Origin of the sequence: Streptomyces sp. NPDC059582 (assembly GCF_042735715.1) — a bacterium.
Taxonomy (GTDB): domain Bacteria; phylum Actinomycetota; class Actinomycetes; order Streptomycetales; family Streptomycetaceae; genus Streptomyces.
Map to the genome: position 1 here is coordinate 1 of NZ_JBHWCC010000029.1, position 18,292 is coordinate 18,292.

Genomic DNA, 18,292 nt, shown 5'->3' on the forward strand with positions numbered 1-18,292 from the left:
CCGTCGGAGGTGGGCCCCGGTCTCGTCTGTGCGTGTGCCGGCCGTCGGCCGGTCAGTCGAGGGACGGCTTCTCGCGGCGCTCCGTGTTGCCGCCCGAGCCGGAGGAGTTGCCACCGCCCGAACCGCCGCCCATGCCGCCGAAGTTGCCCATGGCTCCGGACAGGCCCTTGAGGGCGTCGCCGATCTCGCTGGGCACGATCCAGAGCTTGTTGGCGTCGCCCTCGGCGATCTTCGGGAGCATCTGGAGGTACTGGTAGGAGAGGAGCTTCTGGTCCGGGTCTCCGGCGTGGATGGCCTCGAAGACCGTACGGACGGCCTGGGCCTCGCCCTCGGCGCGCAGGGCCGCGGCCTTGGCCTCACCCTCGGCCCGCAGGATCTGGGACTGCTTCTCGCCCTCGGCGGTGAGGATGGCGGCCTGGCGCGTGCCTTCGGCGGTGAGGATCGCGGCCCGCTTGTCGCGGTCGGCGCGCATCTGCTTCTCCATCGAGTCCTGGATGGAGGTCGGCGGCTCGATCGCCTTGAGCTCGACGCGGTTGACGCGGATGCCCCACTTGCCGGTGGCCTCGTCGAGGACACCGCGCAGGGCCGCGTTGATCTCCTCGCGGGAGGTCAGGGTCCGCTCCAGGTCCATGCCGCCGATGATGTTGCGCAGCGTGGTGACGGTGAGCTGCTCGATGGCCTGGATGTAGCTGGCGACCTCGTAGGTGGCGGCCCGGGCGTCGGTGACCTGGTAGTAGATGACGGTGTCGATGTTCACGACCAGGTTGTCCTGGGTGATCACCGGCTGCGGCGGGAACGGCACGACCTGTTCACGCAGGTCGATGCGGTTGCGGATGGTGTCGATGAACGGAACGACGATGTTGAGCCCCGCGTTGAGCGTGCGTGTGTAGCGGCCGAACCGCTCCACGATGGCCGCGCTCGCCTGTGGGATGACCTGGATCGTCTTGATCAGGGCGATGAAGACCAACACCACCAGAATGATCAATACGATGATGACCGGTTCCATCGTGCTCCCCGTGCCCTTCTCCGCCTCGGCGCTTTCGGAAGATCTTATGGTTGTTGAAGATCTTGCTGGTCGAGTCTGACAGACCGTCGTGTGCCTCGTGGGGTGTTCCGGTCACTTGCGTCACGCGAGGTCAGATGACGATCGCCGTGGCTCCCTCGATGTCGACGACGTCCACCTCCTGGCCGACTTCGTAGGCACGGCCGCCGTCGAGCGAGCGGGCCGACCAGACCTCGCCGGCGAGTTTGATGCGGCCGCCCGAGCCGTCGACGCGCTCCAGGACGAGGGCCTGCTTGCCCTTCAAGGCGTCGATGCCCGTGGCGAGTCGGGGCCGCTCCGCGCGGTGCCGGGTCGCGATGGGGCGTACGACGGCGATGAGGGCGACCGAGACGACGGCGAAGACGAGTACCTGGACGACGACGTCGAATCCGAGGCCGGCCATCGCGGCGGCGGCGACGGCACCCACGGCGAGCATGCCGAACTCCGGCATCGCGGTCACCACGAGCGGGATTCCGAGCGCTGCCGCGCCGACGAGCCACCACACCCATGCATCGATGTCGTCCACACGGCCATGGTAGGTCCGCACGTCCTGTCGCCGACAGGGTGCCCGCAGGGCGGAGGGCGCGCCTACCGGTGTGTTCGCGGGGGCTTCACGGCCCTCAGGCCATCGGCAGGCCCTGCGCGGTCCAGCGCTCGCCGACCTGTTCTACGACGAGCGGGAGGCCGAAGCAGAGGGAGAGGTTGCGGGAGGTGAGTTCGAGCTCCAGCGGGCCCGCGGCGAGAACCTTGCCCTGACGGATCATGAGGACGTGGCTGAAGCCCGGGGCGATCTCCTCGACGTGGTGCGTGACCATGATCATGGAGGGGGCGATCGGGTCGCGGGCCAGCCGGCCGAGGCGGCGGACCAGGTCCTCGCGACCGCCGAGGTCGAGGCCGGCCGCGGGTTCGTCGAGCAGGAGCAGCTCGGGGTCGGTCATCAGGGCGCGGGCGATGAGGGTGCGCTTGCGCTCGCCCTCGGAGAGGGTGCCGAACTTCCGGTCGAGGTACTCGCTCATGCCGAGGCGGTCGAGGAAGGCGAGGGCGCGCTGCTCGTCGACCTCCTCGTACTCCTCCTGCCAGCCGGCCGTCATGCCGTACGCGGCGGTCAGTACGGTCTGCAGGACGGTCTGGCGCTTGGGGAGCTTGTCGGCCAGGGCGATGCCGGCCATGCCGACGCGCGGGCGCAGCTCGAAGACGTCGCTGCCCGGCCTGCCGAGGGTCTCGCCGAGCACGGAGACGGTGCCGGAGCTGGGGAAGAGGTAGGTGGAGGCGATGTTCAGGAGGGTCGTCTTGCCGGCGCCGTTCGGGCCGAGGATGACCCAGCGCTCGCCCTCCTTCACCGACCAGGAGACCTGGTCCACCAGAGCCCGGCCCTCGCGGACCACGGATACGTCCTGAAGCTCCAGAACATCGCTCATGAGCGCGTTGTCTCCCCTTGCAGTGTGGCCGGTCTCGGCGTCTCGGCTGTCGCGTGCGCCGGTGGGCGCCGCCCTCGAAGAAATCTACGCCACGAGTCCCCCGGTCCATTCCATCGGTCCGGTCCTTAGGCTGGTCACATGCTCTCGGAACCGCGCTCTGGACGCCTTGCCGCTTGGGGAAACGCCCTTTTGGCCGGACTTGTCTCTCCTGATGACGCCGTGCTCGCGATCGTCGGGGAGGACGCCGTGCACCGGGTGGAGGGGCTGCCCGGCGAAACGGCGCCCGTAGGACTGACGCTCGCCCTGGGGCGGCTGCGGAGGCTGGGCGTGACCGGGCTGCAGGTCGCGTTGCCCGCGCCGGGGCATCCGCTGGGGCTGAGCGGGCCGCCGGAGTTCAACGCGCGGGCGCTGGAGGCCGAGGAGGCGGTGATCTGCCACGGGTCCGCGCTGGGGCTGGTGCCCGAGGTGTTCGAGGCCGGTCCCGACGGTGATGTGCATGTCGAGGTGGTCTGGCACTGCCTGCCGGTGCGGGAGGCTCCGCCCGCGGACGTGCCGTCGCTGGGCGAGGCCGAGCGGGAGCTCGCGGAGGCTCTGCGGGAGGCGACGGAGGTGCTGTCCCGGCTGGACGTGGCCGGGTCGGGGCCGGTCGCGGAGGCGGCGCTCGAGGCGTACCGGGCGCGGGCCGAGCGGGGGCGGGAGGTGCTGGCGCCCGGCTACCCGCCGCGGGCGGTGCGGGTGCTGGAGCTGGCGCAGCGGGTGGGGCTGCTGGTCTCCCTGGCGTACGAGAACGGGCACGGGGGTGCGGTGAGCGCGTCCGAGATGGGGGCGCGGGCTCAGGCGCTGCGGCCGGTGGAGCGGACGGCTCGGCGGGCGCAGGTCGCCGCGTACAACGCCGTTGTGGAGGAGCGGGAGCGGGGGGTGCGGTGAGCGTCGCCTGCCGGTGAACCGGCCTGGGCGAGCGCCCCCTGGGAGCTCTGCCCCAGAGCCCCGGAACGAGGCCTTGACGGCCTCGTCCTCAACTCCGTACGGGTTGAGTTCGGCCGGTCTCCCGGGAGGGCCCGGGAGACCGGAGGGCGTTACCGTGTGGGGCGAGGTCAGTGGTTGAGGCCGAGGTTGCCGAACGCCGGGTTCAGCAGACCGATGACGTTCACGCTGTTGCCCACCGCGTTCACGGGGATGTGCACCGGGACCTGGATGACGTTGCCCGAGACGACGCCGGGCGAGTGCTTGGCCTCGCCGCCGGCCCACGCACCGTCGGTGGCGGAGGCCATCCCGGCTCCGGCGGCGATCAGCCCGCCGGCCACCATCGTCACGGCCGCTGCCTTCTTCAGGTTCTTCACTTCTTCAACCCCTCCTTGCGATCGCCGCGGCAGTCGCCGCAGCACGCACTGGAGAACGGCCGAGATCCACGGAGGATGCGCCATCCGGGGGACATTCCCACGACGGTATGAATCTCAGACCGGAGTGGAACCGTCCGCGACGCCGCGGCCATCGCCCCCCGGCAGCGCGTTTCAGGTGGTCACGCCGTGGCGTACGGCCCACAGCGCGGCCTGGGTACGGTCGGAGAGGTCGAGTTTCATCAGGATGTTCGAAACGTGCGTCTTGACCGTCTTCTCCGAGAGAACGAGGGCCCGGGCGATCTCGCGGTTGGACCGGCCGTCCGCTATCAGCCCCAGCACCTCGCGCTCGCGGTCGGTCAGCGAACCGCCCCTCCCCTGGGGCGAGTGGGCCTCCTCCTGGGACAGCAGCACGACGGCCACCTCGGGCTGGAGCAGGATGTGGCCGGCGTGCACGGAGCGGATGGCGGCGGCGAGGGCGTCGGGATCCACGTCCTTGTAGACGTAGCCGGCGGCGCCCGCGCGCAGGGCCGGGACCACCGTGCGCTGCTCGGTGAAGCTGGTGACGATCAGCACGCGCGCGGGGTTGTCCAGTTCGCGGAGCTTGCGCAGGGCCTCCACGCCGTCCATGCCGGGCATCTTGACGTCCATCAGGACGATGTCGGGTTTCAGCTCCTCGGCGCGGGCGACCCCCTCGGCGCCGTCCGCGGCCTCGCCCACGACCTCGATGTCGTCCTGCACCTCCAGGAAGGTGCGCAGGCCCCGCCGGACGACCTGGTGGTCGTCGACGAGCAGCACTCTGATTGCGTCAGCCACCGGGGACCTCCAGCTCGATCGTGGTGCCCTCGCCGGGCGCCGACTCCACCACCAGCGTGCCGCCGACCCCGCTCGCCCGGTCCCGCATGGAGACCAGGCCCAGGTGGCGACCCGCCCGCCGTACCGTGTGCGGCTCGAAACCGCTGCCGTCGTCCGTGACCCGCAGGACCGCGCCGCGGTCCTGCCGCCGCACGGTCACCTCGACGTGCTCCGCCCCGGAGTGCCGCAGGGCGTTGTGCAGAGCCTCCTGGGCGACCCGCAGCACGGCCTCCTCCTGGGCGGCCGGCAGTGCGCGGAACTTGTGGGCGGCGAAGGTCACGCGCGCGCTGTGGGCGCGGTCCAGGACCTGGATCTGGGTGCGGAGCGTGGCGATCAGCCCGTCCTCGTCCAGCGCCGCGGGACGCAGCTCGACCACCGCCGCGCGCAGTTCGTCCGCGGCCTCCGCCGCGAGCATGGCCACCTGCTGCAGCTCGCCCTTGGCGCGGGCGGGGTCGCGGTCGACGAGGGCGGCCGCGGCCTGTGCCGTCAGACGCAGCGAGAACAGCTTCTGGCTGACCGCGTCGTGCAGTTCGTGCGCGAGGCGGGAGCGCTCCTCGGCGATGGTGAGTTCGCGGCTGCGTTCGTAGAGGCGGGCGTTGGTGAGGGCGATGGCGGCGTGCTGGGCGAGGATGGCGAGCAGTTCCTCGTCCTCCCGCGTGAAGCCGCAGCCGCTTTCGGGCGCGGGGCCCTCGGCGTGTCCTCGCGCGGGGCGCAGTTTGTTGGCGAGGAAGAGCGCGCCGATGACCTCGTCGCCGTCGCGGATCGGCAGGCCCAGGAAGTCCGACATGTCGGGGTGGGCGGAGGGCCAGCCCTCGAAGCGGGGGTCCTCGCGCACGTCGGCGAGACGCTCGGGGCGGGCCTCGTGGAGCATCGCGGCGAGGATGCCGTGCTGGCGCGGGAGCGGGCCGATGGCCTTCCACTGCTCGTCGCTGACGCCGTCGACGACGAACTGGGCGAAGCCTCCGTGGTCGTCCGGGACACCCAGCGCGGCGTACTGCGCGTCGAGCAGGTCGCGGGCCGAGGCGACGATCGTCTTGAGGACGTCGCGCACCTCGAGATGCCTGCTCATGGCCAGCAGCGCGGTGCTCACCGCGGCGAGGCCGGACCGGGGGCCTTGACTCATGACCTCACGGTACCGGCGGGGTAGGACAGCGCGGATCGGTCCGGTGGCGTGGCCGCCTGCGCCGGTGGGCCTAGGTCGGAGGTCCTGGGAGCTGCTGTGGCCTAGGGCGAAGGACCCCACTGTTCCGGGCCCCGCGTCCGAGGCGGGGCGGGCGGCCCCCTTCCTACGTTGGGATCACCCCGATCACAGACGGTCGAAGACGGTCGGAGGCGGTCGTAGGTGATCGAAGGCGGTCGACCGGAATCGGTCGGAAGCGGTAGGGGACGAGGAGGCGGGGTTTTCATGCCGGTAGCGATCATCACGGGGGCGTCGAAGGGGCTGGGGCGGGCGCTCGCCGAGGTCCCAGCCGCGCGCGGCTGGGACCTGGTGCTGGACGCCAGGACGGCCGGGGCGCTCCAGGAGACGGCGGCGGCGTTGACGGCGCACGGGAACGGGGTGGCGGCGCTGCCGGGGGACGTCACGGACGCCGGGCACCGCTCCGCGCTGGTGGCGGCGGCCCGGCGGCTGGGCGGTGCCGACCTGGTGGTGTGGCGTCGGCGGAGGGGCACGAACCGGCCTTTTCGGAGCGGTTCGGGGTACCGGAGACGTCGGCGCGCCTGATCAACGCGGTGCGGGCCGGGACGGACGGGTGATCGCGGTCGGTACGACGGCCGTGCGGGCCGTGGAGTCGGCGGCCGGCCCCGACGGAGTGGTGCGGGCGGCGGCGGGCTGGACGGATCTGGTGGTCACGCCCGGGCGCGGGGTGCGGCGGTCGACGGGCTGCCGACCGGGCTGCACGAGCCGGCGGCCTCGCATCTGCTGATGCCGGCGGCCGTCGCGGGGCGGGCGGCGGTCGAGCGCGGGTACGAGGAGGCGCTGCGCGGGCTCTGCCTGTGGCACGAGTTCGGGGACGTGCAACCTCATCCTCCCGACGGAGGCCACTCACACAGAGCGTTGCTCCAGCAACTGTTGGTGAGGCGAGGGTGGCGGCGGTGTGAGCCCGCACATAGGGCCCACATCACGTACGAAGGCGCATAGGAGACATAGGTATCCCGCATGAACGGGGCAGACGGCCTAGTCTGTCCCGTTTTGCCCTTCATGGGTCCACTACCGGGGATCGTACGTCACACCTTTGCCACAGGATTTTGCGGCCGCTAAGAATTGCTCTCGTCGCTCAGCGCCGCGGATTCTTCCCACGGCGTTCGTAACCGAAACACCGGTGTCCCCCGTCGGACGGAAGAGCGACCTCCGCGCTATCCGAAGAGGTCATCTGCCATGCCCAAGATCAACCGCACTCCTGGTCACAGTCGTACCCTGGCCAAGTCTCACAAGATCGCCATCGCCGGTGTCGCCACCCTCGGCGCCGCTGCCGTCGCCTTCTCCGCGGTTCCGAGCAACGCACAGACGACCACGACCACGGTCGACGCCGCCACCGCGGCGAACGTGGCCTACAGCACCGCGCCGATCAAGGACGTGAAGGCCCACGTCACCGATCAGCTCGCCGGTGCGAGCGTGAAGGTCGAGACCATCTCGGCGCAGAAGAAGGCCGCAGCCCAGGCCGTCGCCAAGCAGCAGGCCGCCAAGGCCGCCGCGAAGCAGCAGGCCGCGAAGCAGCAGGCCGCGAAGGCGCGCCAGGCGAAGGCGACCGCGAGCCGGTCCACGCAGCGCCCCGAGATGGAGCTCGTCGCCGCCAAGACGTACGCCAACAACCTCGACGGCTGGATCCGGCAGTCCCTGGACATCATGAAGAGCAGGGGCATCCCGGGCAGCTACAACGGCCTGCACCGCAACATCATGCGGGAGTCCTCCGGCAACCCGATGGCCATCAACGGCTGGGACGTCAACGCCGTCAACGGTATCCCGTCGAAGGGGCTGCTCCAGGTCATCCAGCCGACCTTCAACGCGTACCACGTGCCCGGCACCTCGTGGAACATCTACGACCCGGTCGCCAACATCACCGCCGCCGCCAACTACGCGGCGCACAAGTACGGCTCGATGGACAACGTCAACAGCGCGTACTGAGGCCGGCGCGGACCTCTGCTCACGTACGCCGAAGGGCGGCACCCCGGTCGGGTGCCGCCCTTCGGCGTCGTTCGGGCGCGCTTACTTGCGCATGACCTCGGGCTCGTGGCGGCGCAGGAAGCGGGCCACGAAGAAGCCGCAGATCACGCCGAGGGCGATCAGGGCGGCCATGTCCAGGCCCCAGGCGCCGGCCGTGTGGTCCCACAGCGGGTCCGTGCTCCCGCCGTCTGTCGGCGGGCTGATCTTGTTGAAGTCCAGCGTGGCGCCTGCCGCGGCGACCGCCCAGCGCGACGGCATCAGGTACGAGAACTCGTTGACGCCGATCGAGCCGTGCAGGGTGAACAGACAGCCGGTGAAGACGACCTGGATGATCGCGAACATGACCAGCAGCGGCATGGTCTTCTCGGCGGTCTTCACCAGCGCCGAGATGATCAGGCCGAACATCATCGAGGTGAAGCCCAGCGCCATGATCGGCACCGAGAGTTCGAGGATGGTCGCGCCGCCGAGGACCAGGCCCTTGTCCGGGATCTCTCGGCTGAAGAAGCCGATGGTCCCGACCAGGGCGCCCTGGAACACGGTGATCGCGCCGAGCACGAACACCTTGGACATCAGGTACGCCGAGCGGGACAGGCCGGTGGCGCGCTCCCGCTCGTAGATGACCCGTTCCTTGATCAGCTCGCGGACGGAGTTGGCGGCGCCGGCGAAACAGGCGCCGACCGCGAGGATCAGCAGGACCGTGGTGGCCGTGCCGTTGGGGATGATCCGCCCCTGGGCGTTGGCCGGGTTGGGCAGCAGGCCCTTGTCCGCGTCGATGAGCAGGCTCACCGCGCCGAGCACGGCCGGCAGGATCACCATCAGCGCCAGGAAGCCCTTGTCCGAGACGATGACCGTGCTGTACCGGCGTACCAGCGTGACGAACTGGGACATCCAGCCCTGCGGCTTCGGCGGCTTCATCGCCTGCATCGGCGCCATCGCCACGGACTGCGGCGCGACCGCGTCGATGTCCGCGGCGTACATCTGGTAGTGCTGCGAGCCCTTCCAGCGGCCCGCCCAGTCGTAGTCGCGGTAGTTCTCGAAGGCGGAGAAGACGTCGGCCCAGGTCTCGTAGCCGAAGAAGTTCAGCGCCTCCTCCGGCGGACCGAAGTAGGCGACGCTGCCGCCCGGCGCCATGACCAGGAGCTTGTCGCAGATCGCGAGCTCGGCCACGGAGTGGGTGACGACGAGGACCGTACGGCCGTCGTCGGCGAGGCCGCGCAGCAGCTGCATGACGTCACGGTCCATGCCCGGGTCGAGGCCGGAGGTCGGCTCGTCCAGGAAGATCAGCGACGGCTTGGTGAGCAGCTCCAGGGCCACCGAGACACGCTTGCGCTGGCCGCCGGAGAGGGAGGTGACCTTCTTCTCCTTGTGGATGTCCAGCTTCAGCTCGCGCAGCACCTCGTCGATGCGGGCGTCGCGTTCGGCGCCCGTGGTGTCGGCCGGGAACCGCAGCTTGGCCGCGTACTTGAGGGCCTTCTTGACGGTCAGCTCCTTGTGCAGGATGTCGTCCTGCGGGACCAGACCGATGCGCTGGCGCAGCTCGGCGAACTGCTTGTAGAGGTTCCGGTTGTCGTAGAGCACCTCGCCCTGGTCGGCGGGCCGGTAACCGGTGAGCGCCTTCAGGAGCGTCGACTTACCGGAGCCGGACGGGCCGATGACCGCGATCAGCGACTTCTCCGGGACGCCGAAGGAGACGTCCTTCAGGATCTGCTTGCCGCCGTCGACGGTGACGGTCAGGTGGCGCGCGGAGAACGACACCTCACCGGTGTCGACGAACTCCTCGAGCCGGTCGCCGACGATCCGGAACGTCGAGTGGCCGACGCCGACGATGTCGGCCGGGCCCAGCAGCTGTGTGCCGCCCTTGGCGATCGGCTGGCCGTTGACGTACGTGCCGTTGTGCGAGCCCAGGTCGCGGATCTCCATGCGGCCGTCGGGCGTCGAGTGGAACTCCGCGTGGTTGCGGGAGACCTGGAGGTCCGAGACGACCAGGTCGTTCTCCAGGGCACGGCCGATGCGCATCACGCGGCCGAGGGAGAACTGGTGGAACGTGGTCGGGCTGCGGTCGCCGTAGACCGGCGGCGCCCCCGCGCCACCACCGGGTCCCTGCTGCTGCGGGATCGACGGCGCCTGGTGCGCGGCCTGTTGGTTCCAGGCGTCCTCCGATTGCGCGGCCTGCGGGGCCTGCTGGGCCCAGCCGGGGTTCGCGCCCTGTGCCGCGTACGGCTGCTGCTGGGGCTGTGCGACCGCCGCGGTGCCCGAGAGGGTCACGCGCGGTCCGTCGGTGGCGTTGCCCAGATGCACCGCCGAGCCGGGGCCGAGCTCCAGCTGATGGATCCGCTGGCCCTGTACGAACGTGCCGTTGGTGCTGCCGTGGTCCTCGATCACCCAACTGCGGCCGTTATGGCTGACCGTGGCGTGGCGCCAGGAGACCCTGGCGTCGTCGAGCACGATGTCCCCCTGCGGATCACGTCCGAGGGTGTATGGCCTGGACGGGTCGAGCGTCCAGGTGCGTCCGTTCAATTCCAGTACGAGTTCCGGCACTCCAGCCCCACTGAGTTGTCCCCCGAGTTACCCCCATCACAGGGAGTCTAGGGATGTCGAACATCGGGGGGAACTATTTCAGGAGCGGCCCCCTGACCGAAAGCCGGGCCTTGTGAAGACGGTGTACGCGCGCTTCGGCAGTTCCCGTTGACGGGGTTGAAACCGGCCCGGAGAGTGGTAATCCCCCGCGAGGGGGACATGCGTGGCGGCCGCCGCGCAGCGGATCGGGGGGTCTGCCATGAGTGCTGGCACGGGCGTCGGGACCGTCGAGGGCGTCTCGCGGGGCAGGAACGTGCCCTGGTGGGACGTCCTGTTGTCGGCGATCGCCTCGGTGAGCTGGGCGTTGATCGGAATGGCGGGTACGGCGGCGCTCGGGCTGCATCTGCTCGCGGCCGACACGGCGGGTTCGCTCGGCCCGATGACCGCGGCGGTCGTGGCACTTGGGGTCGGTGGTTCCGTCTCGCCGTCCGGAGACGTGTCCGCATTCGGCCTGAAGGGCGCTGAGGCCACCACGGCCATCGAGGTCACGCCGCTGGGGGTGGGCCTGGTCGGAGCGGTGCTGATGTCGTGGTTCTTCCTACGGTCCTTGCGCACGGCCGGAGTTGTGGTCTCACCCGCCGAACTCCTCGCGCGCGCGGTGTCGGTGGCCGCCGTGTTCGTGGCGATGCTGGGCGGACTGGCCTGGGCGGGGCACGACGTCATCACCATCGACGGGGGTTCGCTGGGCCTCGACGACCTGCCCGGCGGGGGCGGGAGCGGGGGCGGCGGGATCGGCATCCCGGGGCTGGGCGACATCGGGGACATCGGGGGGCTGCTGCCGGACCGGCTCGGCGATCTGGTCGACGCGAAGGCGGCGGTCGGGTTCACCGTCGACACCGCGCCCACCCTGCTGGGCGGTCTGGTCTGGGTGGCCGGTGTCCTGCTGATCGCCCTGCTGGCCTCGCGCCGCACGCCCCTGCCGCACGGCTGGGCGGCCGTGCACCGGGTGGTGCGGCCGGCCGTGTCCGCGCTCGTCACGGTGCTGCTGGTGGCGGTGGCGGCGGGCGTCGCGGCGGCCGGATACGCGGCGATCGGCGACGACCACCCCGGGCGGATCGCGGGAGCGGCGCTGCTCGGCGCGCCGAACGGAGTGTGGCTGGGCATCCCGATCGGCCTGTTCGTGCCGTGGGACGGCCGGGCGACCGGCGCGCTGGCGAAACTGCTGCCCGACCCGCTGGACGACCTCCTCAGCGTCTCGTCCGACCAGCCCGTGACGATGGGGCGGCTGGCGGAGCTGGACGGGCGGGTGTGGCTGCTGGGGGTCGCGGCGGCACTGATGATGCTGTTCGCCGGGGTGCTGACGGCGGTACGGACCCCGGTGGGGACGGTGGTGGAGTGGCCCGCGGCGGGCGGCGTAGGCGGTGCGGGGGCCGGTGCGGTAGGGGGGTGGCCCGCCGGTGGCGTAGGGGGTGCCGGGACCGGAGCTGTAGGGGCCGTCGGCGCCGGTGCCGTACGGGACCCGGGCGCGCTCGCGTTCGCCGGGCGGTGTGCGCTGCGGTTGGGGATCGTGACCGCGTCGGCGCTGCCGCTGCTGGCCTGGCTGACCGAGGTGTCCGTGGACGCGTCGCTGTCGGTGCTGGGCTTCGACGCCTTCGGCGCCGGGATCGAACTCCACGGCCGGCTGGGCATGGCGCTGCTGCTCGGCGCGGTGTGGGGCGCTGGGGCGGGAGCCGTCGGGGCACTGCTGGCGTACGCGTGCGGGGCGGCGGGACGGCGGGCGGCACGACTGGCACTGGGTGACGCCGCGGGGGGTGGGACTGCGGGGGGCCTGACGCCGGTGGGACCAGTGGGCGTGGCGGGTACCGCGGGGCCGGCGGGAGCTGCGGGCGTCGGTACGGCGGCCGGCGCCGGGGTGCCGGGGCAGTACGGGGCGCCGTCGGGCCCGTACCAGCCCGGTACGCCCTATCGGCCGCCCAACCCCGTCACCAACCCCTACCTCCGGGTGCCGGACGAACTGCGGGAACCGCAGGACAGGCGGCCGGAGCAGGCCGGGCCGACGGGACGGGCCCCGGGAGACGGGACCCGGTCGCCGGGTGAGCCGTCGGGCGCACGGCCTCCCGGGCAGTCGTCAGGGCGGCGGTCGCCCGGGGGGCGGCCGCCGGAGGAGTCGCCCGGGGGGCGGTCGCACGGGAAGCCGTCGGCGCACGACGACGTGTACGGCGCTCCCACCATGGCCCGGCCGATCGATCCGCCCCCGCGGCGGCCCCCGGGCGCACGTCCCGGGACGCGGCCGCCGGCGCCGCGGGAGGACGGGCCGCCGCCGCCTCCCCCACCACCCCCGGCACCGCCCAAGCGCCCCCGGTGAGCCGCCCGGTGGACGGCGCGCGGTCCGGCAGCACGTGTTCTGACGGCGCGAGGTCCGGCCGGCGGCACGCGGTCCGGGCGGCCCGCCGTCCGCTGTCCCCCCTGGCCTCGCGAGTCGGCCGGATCCGTGCGGTGTCCTGCGGTCGGGTCGGGTCGCGCATCGGGCCCGTTCCGGCCGCGCCGTCACGGGCGTGCTCGGCTCGACGCCCGGGTCGGGGCGCCGTAGCCTGCCCGTAAGATCCACGCTGTCTGTAGGACACACAGTGTTCCGTGTCCGTCAGGCGGACCTCAGGCGCGGAAGGCACTGGGTGCCGGATACGGTGGGAACACCATGAGCGCTTCGCAGACCTCGGCCCCTGACGTGCCCACTCTCCTTGTCAAGATCTTCGGCAAGGACAGGCCGGGCATCACGGCCGGCCTCTTCGACACCCTCGCCGCCTTCTCCGTCGACGTGGTCGACATCGAGCAGGTCGTCACGCGTGGCCGGATGGTGCTGTGCGCGCTCGTGACCGAGCCGTCGCACGGGCTGGAGGGGGATCTGCGCTCCACCGTCCACAGCTGGGCGGAGTCGATGAGGATGCAGGCGGAGATCATCTCCGGCCTCGGTGACAACCGGCCGCGCGGCCTCGGCCGCTCCCTCGTCACCGTGCTCGGCCATCCGCTCACCGCGGAGTCGACCGCCGCCGTCGCCGCCCGGATCACCAGGACCGGCGGCAACATCGACCGTATCTTCCGGCTCGCCAAGTACCCGGTGACCGCGGTCGAGTTCGCGGTGTCCGGGGTGGAGACCGAGCCGCTGCGCACCGCGCTGGTGACGGACGCGGCCGCGCTCGGCGTGGACATCGCGGTCGTGGCGGCGGGGCTGCACCGGCGCGCCCAGCGGCTGGTCGTCATGGACGTGGACTCCACGCTCATCCAGGACGAGGTGATCGAGCTGTTCGCCGCCCACGCCGGCTGCGAGGACAAGGTCGCCGAGGTGACGGCGGCCGCGATGCGCGGGGAACTGGACTTCGAGCAGTCGCTGCACGCGCGCGTCGCCCTGCTGGAAGGGCTGGACGCGTCCGTGGTGGAGAAGGTGCGCAGCGAGGTACGGCTCACGCCGGGCGCGCGCACGCTGATCCGTACGCTGAAGCGGCTCGGCTACCAAGTCGGCGTCGTCTCCGGCGGGTTCACCCAGGTCACCGACGATCTCAAGGAGCGGCTCGGGCTGGACTTCGCCCAGGCCAACACCCTGGAGATCGTCGACGGGAAGCTGACCGGCAAGGTCACGGGCGAGATCGTGGACCGGGCGGGCAAGGCGCGGCTGCTGCGCAGGTTCGCCGCCGAGGCGGGCGTACCGCTCGTCCAGACCGTGGCGATCGGCGACGGCGCCAATGACCTGGACATGCTCAACGCGGCGGGACTCGGGGTCGCCTTCAACGCCAAGCCGGTGGTGCGCCAGGCGGCGCACACCGCGGTGAACGTGCCGTTCCTCGACACGGTCCTGTATCTGCTGGGTGTCACCCGCGAAGAGGTCGAGGCGGCGGACACCCACGACGACCACTGAGCGGTCGATCCACGACGACCACTGAGCGGTCGATCCACGACGACCGCTGAGCGGTCGATCCACGACGACCGCTGGACAGCCGTTCGGGGGTGTCCGGCATCCGGCATCCGTGACGCACGACGAGGGGTCCGGCACCGACGCGCGGTGCCGGACCCCTCGTGCACGGTGGGTGTGCGGTCAGTCGCTCGGCGCCCAGTAGTCGACCAGCGTGGCCACGCCGGGCTCCAGGGACTTCCAGGTGCCGTCGAAGGACAGCACGACGAAGGCGGCGGCCGGGAAGCCGCGGGCACTCATCCGCTCCCGGGCGTCTTCCTCGGCCGCACCGGCCAGGACGTCGGCGAGGCCCTGCACACCCGGGTTGTGGCCGATCAGGACGAGGTTGTGCACGTCGTCCGGGGTCTCGTTGAGCAGGGCGATCAGCTCTCCGGGCGAGGCCTCGTAGATCCGCTCCTCGTAGACTGTTTTCGGCCGGTGCGGGAACTCCGAGACGGCGATCTTCCAGGTCTCGCGGGTTCGGACCGCGGTGGAGCACAGGGCCAGGTCGAAGGAGATCGCGGAGTCGGCGAGCTTGAGTCCGGCGACTGCGGCGTCCTTGCGGCCCCGGTCAGCGAGCCGTCGCTCATGATCGGTCACCTGTGGCCAGTCGGCTTTCGCATGCCGGAAGAGGATAATCCTGCGGGGTTCTGCGACGCTCATGGAACCCAGCTTCGCATGAAACACGCCATGGGGCGCAGGGAGTTGACATGCGGCTTCACCGGCGGCGTCGGGGGCCACGGAGGCACCCGGGGCGGGTCCGGCCGGCCCGCGCCTAACGTGCGAACAACTCCTGCACGCGTTCCAGGAGATGGGTGATCGCCGGGTCTCCGGTGGCCGCCTGGGCGTCGGACGGGTTCAGTATCAGCGCCAGCAGGGTGACGAAGGCGAGGGCCGGGAGGGCGAGGGCCCACCAGGGCAGCCGGATGTCGGCACGGCCCGTGGTCGCCGGGTGGGGGCGGGGGTGCGTAGGGGCCGACATGGATGCCTCCGCTGGTCTGCGAGTGGTCCGTGGCCCGCGCCTCGCGGCCACATCTCGAAACTACGGAGTCCGGGGCCGCCAACCCATCCGGTGACCCACCCACTTGACCCTGACCCTCACCCCCTAGGGGATGGGGGGCTGGCACCACCATCGGGTCCGTCCGGGGGGCGGCCCCGGACGGACGGGGCGGCGAAGGCAGCGGAGGTTGCGGCAGGGGTGACAGCAGGGGGTGACGCGAGGATCAGGGAGAGGCGATCGTCGCGATGACCGCAATGATCACGAAGATGGCGAAGAACGAGCCGAAGATGATCAGCATCCTCTTCTGGCCGTTCGGCGGGTTCGGGTCGAGCACTGGCATACCGCAAGTCTCGCATCTCCCGCCCTCGCGGGGCGCGCCGGGGTGCGGTCAGCTCTCCCACGTGCGGCCCCCCGGGGTGCGGTCAGCGAGCCGCCTCGTCCTCGACCGTGCGGTCGCGCCCGGCCAGCACTCCCACGACCATCTGCGGCACCATCAGCGCGGCCATGAGCGCGATCGGCAGCCCCCAGCCGCCGCTGTGCTGGTAGAGCACGCCCACCAGCAGCGGGCCGGGGATCGAGATCAGATAGCCGGTGCTCTGCGCAAACGCCGACAGCTGGGCCACGCCCGCGCCGGTCCTGGCCCGCATCCCGACCATCGTCAGGGCCAGCGGGAAGGCGCAGTTGGAGACGCCGAGCAGCACGGCCCAGACCCAGGCACCGCCGGCCGGCGCGACGTACAGACCGGCGTATCCGGCGAGGCCGCAGACACCGAGGGCCAGCACGATCGGGCCCTGCCGGGGCAGCCGGGTGGCCAGGCGCGGGATGACGAAGGCGAGCGGCACGCCCATCACCATCGTGACGGCCAGCAGCAGCCCGGCGGTGCCCGCGGGCACTCCGGCGTCGCGGAAGATCTGCGCCATCCAGCCCATGGTGATGTACGCGGCGGTTGCCTGGAGTCCGAAGAAGACGGCGAGCGCCCAGGCGGTACGGCTGCGGGTGATCCGCAGCGCGGGCCGGAGCGGCTCCCCGCGCGCGGGCTCCCGCGCGGCCGCGGCGCCCCGGCCCCGCACCAGCGGGATCCACGGCAGTACGGCCACCGCGGCCAGGCCCGCCCAGACCGCGAGCCCGGTCTGCCAACTGCCGCCCAGCGACTTGGTCATGGGCACGGTCACCGCGGCCGCGGCGGAGGTGCCCAGGGCGAGGGCCATGGAGTACAGGCCGGTCATGGAGCCGACCCGGTCGGGGAACCACCGCTTGACGATGACCGGCATCAGGACGTTGCTGACCGCGATGCCCATGAGCGCGAGCGCGCTGGCCGCCACGAAGCCCGCCGTGCTCCCCGCGTACGGCCGTATGAGCAGGCCCGCGGCGATGGCGGCCATACCCGCGCAGACCACCGCGCCCGGCCCGAAGCGGCGGGCGAGCCGGGGGGCCATGACGCCGAAGACGGCGAAGCAGAGCGGCGGGACCGAGGTGAGCACGCCGGCCAGGGTGCCGCTCATGCCGAGCCCGTCGCGGACTTCTTCGAGGAGGGCGCCGAGGCTGGTGATGGCGGGGCGGAGGTTGAGCGCGGACAGCACGATGCCGACGACGACCAGGCGCGTCGCCCACGCGCGCGGGGCGCCGGGCACGTCACCCGCCGGGGCCGTCGCCGTGGTCGTCGCGGACGTCGCACGTGTCGTCGTGGACGTCGCACGTGTCGTCGTGGACGACGTCGCACGTGTCGTCGTGGACGACGTCGCACGTGTCGTCGTGGACGACGTCGCACGTGTCGTCGTGGACGACGTCGTTCGTGCCGTCGTGGACGCCCTGGTGGGTGTCTTCGCCGATGTCGTCGTCCGGGTTTCCTCGCTCACCATGGGGTCCATCATAGAATCATGGGATGATTGGTTGTCCATCCCCGGGCGCCTCACCGCCGCCCGCCGCGTGCGAAGGTGTGCCATGCCCCTGAGCCATCCCCGCCGCTCGGCGCTGTCCGAGCAGGTCATCGCCGAGTTGCGCAACCAGATCACCTCGGGCGAATGGCCGGTCGGCTCCCGTATCCCGACCGAGCCCGAACTCGTCGAACAGCTGGGGGTCGCCCGCAACACGGTCCGCGAGGCCGTCCGGGCGCTGGCGCACAACGGTCTGCTCGACATCCGCCAGGGCTCCGGCACGTACGTCGTGGCGACCAGCGAGCTGGCGGGCGTGATGCACCGCCGCTTCTCCGGCGCCGACCCTCGGCACATCGCCGAACTGCGTTCCGCGCTGGAGTCGGCGGCGGCGCGGCTGGCGGCCGAGCGACGCACCGAGAAGGACCTCAAGCAGCTCGACGCACTGCTGGTGCGGCGCGAGGAGGCCTGGGCGTCGGGGGACGCGGAGACGTTCGTGGCGGCCGACGCGACCTTCCATCTCGCGGTGGTGGCCGCCTCCCACAACGACGTCATGACCTCGATGTACGCGGACCTGGGCGAGGTGCTGCGGGACTGGCTGCGCGACGACGTCGGCGAGGATCTGACGCCCAAGGCGCCCATGGACCACACCCGGCTGGTCGACGCGATCCGCTCGGGTGACGCGGACTCGGCGGGCGTGGAGGCGGCCGGCTATCCGTTCGTGTGCCGTCCGGGCCTGTTCACCCCTTCTGGTGGCTGATCCACACCGAGCGGACTTCCTTCCAGCACCGGCCGGTGAGCCGTACGGTCATCGCGGGCCCGGTGTCGACGGGGGCGCCGTCGGTGTCGAGGTCCCACCAACGGTCGCACTCGACATGCAGAGCGACCCGGTCGGTGTCGGCATAGGGGTTGTGACAGTAGGCGACGACATGGGAGCCGCTGACGGTCGTCCGGCACTCGGCTCCGAACAGCTGCCGCGGGGCCGGTTCCCCCGTCTTCACGCGCGTGTGCGGCATCGCCTCGTACGGCAGGGACAGCACGAGGGCGACGGCCACGGTCACTGAGGCCAGGCAGCGGGACAGGCGCACAAGGGGGACCTCCTCGGCCGTGCTCGGGAGGATCTCGCGTGGGTACGCGTTATTCCAG

At 71.6% G+C, this 18,292-nt stretch carries 18 protein-coding genes and 2 pseudogenes; 8 read left to right on the top strand and 12 right to left on the bottom strand.

The genetic code is table 11. The features are described from left to right. Window positions 1-52: 52 nt before the first annotated feature. Window positions 53-1,006, bottom strand: a complete 954-nt coding sequence (locus tag ACFV0T_RS23770) for an SPFH domain-containing protein (protein ID WP_385782504.1) — start codon at window positions 1,004-1,006, stop codon at window positions 53-55. Here ACFV0T_RS23770 and ACFV0T_RS23775 point away from each other — a divergent pair. Continuing rightward, window positions 957-1,085 carry a hypothetical protein gene (locus tag ACFV0T_RS23775; RefSeq protein ID WP_385782811.1) on the top strand — a complete coding sequence of 43 codons (129 nt, stop codon included), beginning with the start codon at window positions 957-959 and terminating at the stop codon, window positions 1,083-1,085. The two genes, ACFV0T_RS23770 and ACFV0T_RS23775, sit on opposite strands and share 50 nt — an antisense overlap. Before the next feature lie 51 nt (window positions 1,086-1,136). Here ACFV0T_RS23775 and ACFV0T_RS23780 read toward each other — a convergent pair whose 3' ends face one another. Together ACFV0T_RS23780 and ACFV0T_RS23785 are read right to left on the bottom strand one after the other, a co-directional pair. Continuing rightward, window positions 1,137-1,568: an NfeD family protein gene (locus ACFV0T_RS23780; protein ID WP_385782507.1), complete on the bottom strand. Its 432-nt coding sequence runs from the start codon at window positions 1,566-1,568 to the stop codon at window positions 1,137-1,139. A 94-nt stretch (window positions 1,569-1,662) separates the two neighbouring features. Next, a complete protein-coding gene (locus ACFV0T_RS23785) occupies window positions 1,663-2,460 on the bottom strand; it encodes an ABC transporter ATP-binding protein (RefSeq protein WP_385782511.1) in 798 nt (265 codons plus the stop codon). A gap of 138 nt (window positions 2,461-2,598) precedes the next feature. Between ACFV0T_RS23785 and ACFV0T_RS23790 the strand changes: the two genes are divergently transcribed. After that, window positions 2,599-3,387, top strand: coding sequence for a hypothetical protein (locus tag ACFV0T_RS23790; RefSeq protein ID WP_385782513.1), 789 nt, complete (start codon window positions 2,599-2,601; stop codon window positions 3,385-3,387). 167 nt (window positions 3,388-3,554) lie between these two features. Here ACFV0T_RS23790 and ACFV0T_RS23795 read toward each other — a convergent pair whose 3' ends face one another. From ACFV0T_RS23795 to ACFV0T_RS23805, 3 genes are all read right to left on the bottom strand, one after another. Then, entirely contained in the window at window positions 3,555-3,800 is a 246-nt protein-coding gene (locus tag ACFV0T_RS23795) for a chaplin (RefSeq protein WP_385782516.1), read from the bottom strand. Window positions 3,801-3,971: 171 nt separating this feature from the next. Further along, window positions 3,972-4,613, bottom strand: a complete 642-nt coding sequence (locus ACFV0T_RS23800) for a response regulator (RefSeq protein ID WP_385782519.1) — start codon at window positions 4,611-4,613, stop codon at window positions 3,972-3,974. Beyond that, window positions 4,606-5,775 (bottom strand): GAF domain-containing sensor histidine kinase, encoded by a 1,170-nt coding sequence (locus ACFV0T_RS23805; RefSeq protein ID WP_385782522.1) that lies wholly within the window; start codon window positions 5,773-5,775, stop codon window positions 4,606-4,608. Before ACFV0T_RS23805 ends, ACFV0T_RS23800 begins: the two co-directional genes overlap by 8 nt. Before the next feature lie 282 nt (window positions 5,776-6,057). Here ACFV0T_RS23805 and ACFV0T_RS23810 point away from each other — a divergent pair. The 3 genes and pseudogenes from ACFV0T_RS23810 to ACFV0T_RS23820 form a co-directional block, all read left to right on the top strand. After that, window positions 6,058-6,303 (top strand): annotated as a pseudogene (locus tag ACFV0T_RS23810) (SDR family NAD(P)-dependent oxidoreductase); the annotation flags it as partial. Then, window positions 6,300-6,730: pseudogene (locus ACFV0T_RS23815) on the top strand (S-adenosylmethionine:tRNA ribosyltransferase-isomerase); the annotation flags it as partial. The pseudogenes ACFV0T_RS23810 and ACFV0T_RS23815, both read left to right, overlap by 4 nt. A 299-nt stretch (window positions 6,731-7,029) precedes the next feature. Then, the gene (locus tag ACFV0T_RS23820) at window positions 7,030-7,776 is read left to right on the top strand and encodes a transglycosylase SLT domain-containing protein (RefSeq protein WP_385782525.1); all 747 of its coding nucleotides are present in this window, start codon (window positions 7,030-7,032) and stop codon (window positions 7,774-7,776) included. A gap of 81 nt (window positions 7,777-7,857) precedes the next feature. Here ACFV0T_RS23820 and ACFV0T_RS23825 read toward each other — a convergent pair whose 3' ends face one another. Then, window positions 7,858-10,353, bottom strand: a complete 2,496-nt coding sequence (locus ACFV0T_RS23825; RefSeq protein WP_385782528.1) for an FHA domain-containing protein — start codon at window positions 10,351-10,353, stop codon at window positions 7,858-7,860. A gap of 238 nt (window positions 10,354-10,591) precedes the next feature. Here ACFV0T_RS23825 and ACFV0T_RS23830 point away from each other — a divergent pair, with 238 nt between their 5' ends. Next, on the top strand, window positions 10,592-12,697 hold the full coding sequence (locus ACFV0T_RS23830) for a streptophobe family protein (RefSeq protein WP_385782531.1): 2,106 nt from the start codon (window positions 10,592-10,594) through the stop codon (window positions 12,695-12,697). A gap of 330 nt (window positions 12,698-13,027) precedes the next feature. Beyond that, complete coding sequence (gene serB, locus ACFV0T_RS23835) at window positions 13,028-14,242, top strand: phosphoserine phosphatase SerB (RefSeq protein ID WP_385782534.1); 1,215 nt, start codon at window positions 13,028-13,030, stop codon at window positions 14,240-14,242. A gap of 177 nt (window positions 14,243-14,419) precedes the next feature. Here the strand turns inward: serB and ACFV0T_RS23840 are convergent, their stop codons facing one another. From ACFV0T_RS23840 to ACFV0T_RS23855, 4 genes are all read right to left on the bottom strand, one after another. Next, on the bottom strand, window positions 14,420-14,938 hold the full coding sequence (locus ACFV0T_RS23840) for a SixA phosphatase family protein (RefSeq protein WP_385782536.1): 519 nt from the start codon (window positions 14,936-14,938) through the stop codon (window positions 14,420-14,422). Window positions 14,939-15,050: 112 nt separating this feature from the next. After that, window positions 15,051-15,257, bottom strand: coding sequence for a hypothetical protein (locus ACFV0T_RS23845; RefSeq protein WP_385782539.1), 207 nt, complete (start codon window positions 15,255-15,257; stop codon window positions 15,051-15,053). 241 nt (window positions 15,258-15,498) lie between these two features. Further along, on the bottom strand, window positions 15,499-15,615 hold the full coding sequence (locus ACFV0T_RS23850) for an SGM_5486 family transporter-associated protein (RefSeq protein WP_385782542.1): 117 nt from the start codon (window positions 15,613-15,615) through the stop codon (window positions 15,499-15,501). 82 nt (window positions 15,616-15,697) lie between these two features. Then, the gene (locus ACFV0T_RS23855; protein ID WP_385782544.1) at window positions 15,698-17,146 is read right to left on the bottom strand and encodes a CynX/NimT family MFS transporter; all 1,449 of its coding nucleotides are present in this window, start codon (window positions 17,144-17,146) and stop codon (window positions 15,698-15,700) included. 70 nt (window positions 17,147-17,216) lie between these two features. Here ACFV0T_RS23855 and ACFV0T_RS23860 point away from each other — a divergent pair, with 70 nt between their 5' ends. Then, complete coding sequence (locus ACFV0T_RS23860) at window positions 17,217-17,906, top strand: FadR/GntR family transcriptional regulator (protein WP_385782547.1); 690 nt, start codon at window positions 17,217-17,219, stop codon at window positions 17,904-17,906. Here ACFV0T_RS23860 and ACFV0T_RS23865 read toward each other — a convergent pair. Continuing rightward, entirely contained in the window at window positions 17,887-18,234 is a 348-nt protein-coding gene (locus ACFV0T_RS23865) for a hypothetical protein (RefSeq protein ID WP_385782550.1), read from the bottom strand. The genes ACFV0T_RS23860 and ACFV0T_RS23865 overlap by 20 nt on opposite strands. Between the last annotated feature and the right edge of the window lie 58 nt (window positions 18,235-18,292).